Origin of the sequence: Lactobacillus johnsonii ATCC 33200, assembly GCF_000159355.1 — a bacterium.
GTDB classification, from domain to species: domain Bacteria; phylum Bacillota; class Bacilli; order Lactobacillales; family Lactobacillaceae; genus Lactobacillus; species Lactobacillus johnsonii.
Map to the genome: position 1 here is coordinate 275,672 of NZ_GG670120.1, position 6,293 is coordinate 281,964.

A 6,293-nucleotide genomic window follows, 5' to 3' on the forward strand; every position below is an offset into this window, starting at 1 on the left:
CTCTAGTTTTATGAAGAAGTAACTGCTAAAATAAGGTTTGTATGTGAAAAAGTTACAAAAAAAGGAAGTTTAAATAATGAGTAAAATTGTTCACTTTGATGCAAGTAAATTAACTCCTTTTGTTCATGAAAATGAACTAAAGGAAATGCAAGCAATGGTAACTGCTGCAGATCAAGAATTACGCGAAGGTACTGGCGCAGGTAGTGACTTCCGTGGTTGGATTGATTTGCCAATTAATTATGATAAAGACGAATTTGATCGTATTAAAAAAGCAGCTAAAAAGATTCAAAATGATTCAGAAGTTTTAGTTGGTATTGGTATTGGTGGCTCATACCTTGGTGCCCAAGCTTCAATTGAGTTCTTAAATAGCTCTTTCTACGGTAGAGAAAAAGAAAAGTACCCAACTGTAGTATTTTGTGGTAATTCTCTTTCAGGTTCATACCTTTACGATTTGCTTGAATGGTTAGGAGATAAGGACTTTTCAATTAATATTATTTCTAAGTCTGGTACTACTACTGAACCTTCAATTGCTTTCCGTGTATTGAAGGATAAGTTAATCAAGAAATATGGTAAAGAAGAAGCTGCTAAGAGAATTTACGCAACTACTGACCGTGCTAAGGGTGCTTTGAAGACTGAAGCAGATGCAGAAGGTTACGAAGAATTCGTAGTTCCAGATGATATTGGTGGTCGTTTCTCAGTATTGTCAGCTGTTGGTTTGCTTCCAATTGCCGTAGCTGGTGGTGACATCGATGCTATGATGAAGGGCGCTGCAGATGCACGTGCTGCTTACACTGATCCAGATGTTTTAAAGGACAGTCCTTATCAATATGCAGCAATGCGTAATATCCTTTACCGTAAAGGTTACACTACTGAATTACTTGAAAACTATGAACCATCATTAAGAATGTTTGGTGAATGGTGGAAGCAATTAATGGGTGAATCAGAAGGTAAAGATCAAAAAGGTATTTACCCATCTAGTGCTAACTTCACTACTGATCTTCACTCACTTGGTCAATACATCCAAGAAGGTCGTCGTAACTTAATGGAAACAGTTATTCGTGTTGAACACCCAACACATGATGTAACTATTCCTGACGATAAGGAAAACCTAGATCAATTAAACTTCTTATCAGGTAAAACTATGAATTACGTAAATGATCGTGCTTACGAAGGTGTAGTTCTAGCTCATACTGATGGTGGTGTACCAGTTATGACTGTTGATATTGAAAATCAAGCAGCTCATACTTTAGGTTACTTAATCTACTGGTTTGAATTAGCTGTAGGTATCTCAGGCTACTTAAATGGTATTAACCCATTTAACCAACCAGGTGTTGAAAGTTACAAGAGAAACATGTTTGGTCTTTTAAACAAACCTGGTTATGAAGACTTACATGATGATTTAACTAAACGCTTAAAATAAATCTACTTAGCATATTTTTATAGTATGCAGATCGAATATAGCTAGATAATAGTTAAAGAAAGGGTAGAGGCTAATTGCCTCCGCTCTTTTTTATTGGAGAAAAAATGAAAAAACAGACAGAAAATACATTGGCTGTCCTAGCAACAGAGTTCATGTCCTTTGTTGGAATTTTAACTGAAACAAGTTTAAATGTAACTTTTCCTGCGATGATGAAACAATTTAACGTATCTTTAGATACAATTCAGTGGACTACAACTGGATATCTATTGATGATTGCAATAATTATGATTAGTTATTCTTATCAAAACGAGCGTTTTACTGCTAAGCAATTGTTTGTAACAGCTGCAATTGCATTTATGGTTGGAAGTATTATTTCAGCATTTGCATTAAACTTTTATATTTTATTGTTAGGGAGTCTAAGGTGTGGGTCTCTGTACACCAATGATGTTTAATTTGATTGTAGAAGTAATGTAGAGAGATGAATGGGGCCTATATATGAGAATTGCTGGTTTAGTAGTAGCAATGGCTCCGACTCTCGGTCCAGCTTTTGGGGGAAAGCATTTCTTATTACCTTAATTGGCGGTGGATTTTTATAATTTCTACAATTTTCGCACTATTAGTTTTTATTACTGGAATTTTTGTGATTGGAAGCTACCATCCAGTAAAAAAGAAATCTTTTAATTGGCTGGCTTACGCAATTTTAAGTGCAGGGATGGTAAGTTTAGTAATCGGTGTAAATCAATTGAGTAAAGGACTGAAAAATTGGCGTCTATGGATTTTATTAGTATTAGCCGCAATTTTATTCATCATATTTGTCAGAATTTCTAAACGTTCTACTAGTAAGCTACTTGACTTATCAGTTTTTGAAGATAGGGCATTTATTTTTGGAGCATGTGCTTATTTTTTGCTTCAGTTTATTAATATTGGAGTGAGTTTTGTCTTACCTAACTATATCCAAATCGTTAATAAACAAACATCTTTAATTGGGGGACTCGTTTTACTTCCAGGCAGTATTGTTGCTAGACTCCTGAATTCTTATTTTGGTCGACTATATGACCGCCTAGGAGCAAAAGTGCCATTATATGGTGGCGCGTTTTTAATGGCGCTAGGGAGCTTTTTATTAGCTAATTGGGGCTTAAGCTTAACCACATGGATGATTATTTGTTTTTATGGAATTTTGATGTTAGTGTGTGATTGGTTTATGTTTCAACTAGATAAAGAAAAACCTACAAGAGAAGAAAGTGTAACTAAAGATGAATAATAATTTTTTAGCTATGGAAAAGACCATACACGATTTTGCTCAAGAGCTTTATTTTAGAAATGAAGCTGCAACGGATTTAGTGGAAAAGGATGAACAAAAAGATTTATTACATTTTGATAGAAGCGGTTTTGAAGAATTACAAGAGATTGCTGGTATTTTGAAAGATTTTTGTCAGCCACAAGTTCGAGCTATTTTAGAAGTTAGTGAAGATGCAAATAAAACCGACTTAGATCAGAAGTTATTGAAAAATCAATCCCATCAGTTACTTCAAAACTACGCTAACTTAGAAAAGTTAGTTGCTTATGCGGAGAAACAAGCAGAACAAAAAAATAAGAAATTGAGTAAGCAATGGGTGGAGTTAAAAGAAAATCTAGCTAAAATGAATATTAATCAAATAGAAGATATTGAGAAAACTACAAAAAGTATGTCATAAAGAGTGAAAATAAGTGATATAATTGAAAAGCTGCATCATGGTGAGTAAGACGTGATGCAGCTTTTTTTCACTTTAAATTACTTTTCAAAGAAAAATGGCAATGTAACTTGACAGATTTACAATATTCAATTATATTTACATATGTTGAATTTGCCCGTTGGTCAAATGGTTAAGACGCCACCCTCTCAAGGTGGAGTTACGAGTTCAATTCTCGTACGGGTGATATACTGAGATATAGCCAAATTGGTAAGGCACAGGATTCTGGTTCCTGGATGTTTCGGTTCGAGCCCGAATATCTCAATACGTTACCGTCAGATCACTGATCTGGCGGTTTTATTTTATAATCCAGGTGGTAAGGATGATAGAATTTTTTAAGACTCAACATTTAGTTGAAAGTATGGTTAGTGAGCGGATTATTCCTGGAGTAAATTATGCTTTTATTAAAAAAAAGCAAGTATTTACCTCAACAGTTGGCTTTGCTAGTTTGATACCTAAAGTTGAGCAACTTAGTCCTTTTGCTCTGTATGACTTAGCTAGTTTAACTAAGGTGTTAGGAACAACTAATGTTTTTTTGAAGCTGAAAGAAGAAGGAAAACTTAATTTTACAGAACCTCTTAAAGATTTTATTCCTGAATTTAAAGATGAACGTATTCGCCTTAGTGATTTGTTAACCCATACTAGTGGAATTCGGGGATGGATTCCTAATCGTGATGAATTAGCTGCCCCCGATTTATTGAAGGCGATTATAGGCTTACCAGTGACTGATGAATTTAAAACCAAAATGCGATATGCCGATACTAATTTTATTTTATTGGGATTAGTTCTTGAGAAAATCTATGGGCTACCTGTGCAAGATATCATTATGCAGGAGATTATTTTACCTGCCAAATTGAAAGAGACAACTTTTCATCCTAAGGCGAATGAGTGCGTTCCTACCGCTTTAACTGAAAGTGGAAAAATGTTACGAGGGATTGTGCATGATCCTAAAGCTCGCGTACTAGGAAAGGATTGTGGCTCTGCAGGCTTGTTTGCAAATCTGGAGGATTTAATAAAGATAACCCAAGCTTATTTAGGACTGCGTGATGATGTCTTACCTCTAGAGCAGGCTACACTAGCTAACTTGTTTCAAGTTGAAACGCCTAAGAAAGTACATCCTCGTTCTTGGGGATGGGATTTACGGTTTGATCCTGTTGACCAACACCCATTGATTTACCATACTGGCTTTACTGGAACATTTATGCTAATTGATCGGCTTAATCAAACCGCAATGATTGTTTTAACAAATCGAATCCATCCGAGCGGACATAATCATATTTTTCTTGCAATGAGGGAAAAGATTGTTGATACGTTTTTGAAAGAAAATGTCTATAAAAATTAAAAAAGGGATAATGTCAATTGACCAATGTCATTAAGTTAAGACATTGACTCTGAACGGAGAACGTCTTAGAACACTCATCAGAATTTGATGAGTTTTTTTTGCTTAATTTTTGAAACCGTTTTACGCTATCTTTGATTAGAAATTTTATCAAAGGTGGCGTATTCTCATGACTTTTAACACATAAATAAAAGCTGTGGTCACCTTTCGATGGTCACAGCCCTGATTTTTAAAAATCTTCAATTAGCTTTTTACCAAGACCGTTCATGATAAAGATGATCAGTGCGGTCAGGAAAAACGAGAACGTAACGTCCGAAAGGAAATGTGCGCCCACGATTACTCGACTTATAGCGATCACGACACCATAAACGATGCCACCAATGAAAAAGATCTTACGCTTATTGTTGGAAACGAACCATGAAAAAACGATGCATAACGTTGCCGCCATCGCATGCCCGGATGGGAATGACTTATGCCCATTAACGCCATTGATCGTCAGCTAATTGGTAAATTCATGATTGCCGCTCGTGAGTTCATATGGGCGATAGCGTCCCCACAGGTCTTTTAAGGTCAGATTAACTTCCAATGCAAACCAAACCGTCAATGACGCCAAAATCGCAATTTTCATATAGCGAGTCAGCTGTTTAGTCGTTTTGTTTTTCAGCCACCATTGTACCAACAGCGTAAATATAACGAAAAACAGCAGCCAGACCATTATAATCATTGAGCCTGCATAACCGCCCTTTACTGAGTCGCTGTTGGCCATTGCTATCGCCTTACCGTTTTTAAGGTTAGTTTGTGCCGAATACAGATAGCCCAAGAATTCATTGACATACTTCTTGCTCTGCCAAAGCGACAGTGCAAGCCCGCCAACAAACAACGGTCCTGCCAGCAGCTTTTCACAGTCGCCTTTCCAGGCATAAGTCATCGTAATCTGTCCACATAAGGCAAAAATAAGATAAACCGGAAACTCGCCAAAAGTCTGACAAAACGTCCCTACCCAGCTGTGATAATTAATTAAGGTATTGCTGATGGCTAAATCACCAAAATAGGTAATCGTTAATAAAATAATGCAAATAATCGCTGAGATGCCAAACAGCTTCTTTTGATTCTCTTCGCTCAAATTAATCCCTCCTGTCAAGTTTTAGGATAGACTTTCAAAGTAAATAAACGCCCACTAATCAAGTTAATTTTAGGTAAAAAAGTCAATGCCCTAACTTAATGACATTGACCGTAACCCTATATTCTAAGTATGTTCGTTAATATTGTTAGTACGAAGTACAGCTTCTACCACCTTATTGGCTGACTTATTGGCAAAATAAAAAGAGCAGCAACTCTGACCAGTTACCACTCAATCAATTTATAAAAATGGAAGTATACATAAAATGAATATCCAAAACAATAATAATAGATCGCAGGACAGATTAAAAGCTCTGCTTGGTCAATATTTGCAGATGCAGGGTATTAATATAAAGCACAATTTCACGCGTTTAAACCCAAACCATAGCGATAAAAACCCAAGTATGACTTATTTATAAATTTACTTTTAATGTTTAATGAATGAGGTTAGCTTCAGAGCTAGCCCCTTTTTATTTGGTTGATATTGGTGCTGCATCCTCCTACCCAACAACATTGGAAGGTATTCAGCATAAGGAGCGGTGCAAGTCCATAATGTATGATAAATTCGCTTTTCAGAGCTTTTTTAACAATTATAAATAAATTGAACATATAACAAGTATATTAAGCTTAGAAGCCCGTTTTCGAAGTCATATTAGGGGACAAAAATGTAATATTATGCTGAAGT

General features: G+C 35.9%; 3 protein-coding genes, 2 tRNA genes and 2 pseudogenes. 6 read left to right on the forward strand and 1 reads right to left on the reverse strand.

Annotated features, from left to right (window positions below; genetic code table 11):
* The first annotated feature begins 76 nt into the window (after positions 1–76).
* The 6 genes and pseudogenes from HMPREF0528_RS01360 (at position 77) to HMPREF0528_RS01385 (ending at position 4,492) form a co-directional block, all read left to right on the forward strand.
* Entirely contained in the window at positions 77–1,420 is a 1,344-nt protein-coding gene (locus HMPREF0528_RS01360) for a glucose-6-phosphate isomerase (protein ID WP_004894083.1), read from the forward strand.
* A 104-nt stretch (positions 1,421–1,524) separates the two neighbouring features.
* Positions 1,525–2,681 (forward strand): annotated as a pseudogene (locus tag HMPREF0528_RS01365) (MFS transporter).
* Positions 2,674–3,114: a hypothetical protein gene (locus tag HMPREF0528_RS01370; protein WP_004894090.1), complete on the forward strand. Its 441-nt coding sequence runs from the start codon at positions 2,674–2,676 to the stop codon at positions 3,112–3,114. Before HMPREF0528_RS01365 ends, HMPREF0528_RS01370 begins: the two are co-directional and overlap by 8 nt.
* A 151-nt stretch (positions 3,115–3,265) precedes the next feature.
* Positions 3,266–3,337 (forward strand) — tRNA-Glu (locus HMPREF0528_RS01375).
* Positions 3,338–3,342: 5 nt separating this feature from the next.
* A tRNA-Gln gene (locus HMPREF0528_RS01380) sits at positions 3,343–3,415 on the forward strand.
* 57 nt (positions 3,416–3,472) lie between these two features.
* Positions 3,473–4,492, forward strand: coding sequence for a serine hydrolase domain-containing protein (locus HMPREF0528_RS01385; RefSeq protein ID WP_004894092.1), 1,020 nt, complete (start codon positions 3,473–3,475; stop codon positions 4,490–4,492).
* 226 nt (positions 4,493–4,718) lie between these two features.
* On the opposite strand, the pseudogene HMPREF0528_RS01390 reads toward HMPREF0528_RS01385, so the two are convergent.
* A pseudogene (locus HMPREF0528_RS01390) lies at positions 4,719–5,630 on the reverse strand (phosphatase PAP2 family protein).
* Between the last annotated feature and the right edge of the window lie 663 nt (positions 5,631–6,293).

Coding starts and splice junctions, on each gene's coding strand:
- HMPREF0528_RS01370 (WP_004894090.1), top strand. CDS start 2,674: ATGAATAATAATTTTTTAGCTATGGAAAAGACCATACACGATTTTGCT.
- HMPREF0528_RS01385 (WP_004894092.1), top strand. CDS start 3,473: ATGATAGAATTTTTTAAGACTCAACATTTAGTTGAAAGTATGGTTAGT.
- HMPREF0528_RS01360 (WP_004894083.1), top strand. CDS start 77: ATGAGTAAAATTGTTCACTTTGATGCAAGTAAATTAACTCCTTTTGTT.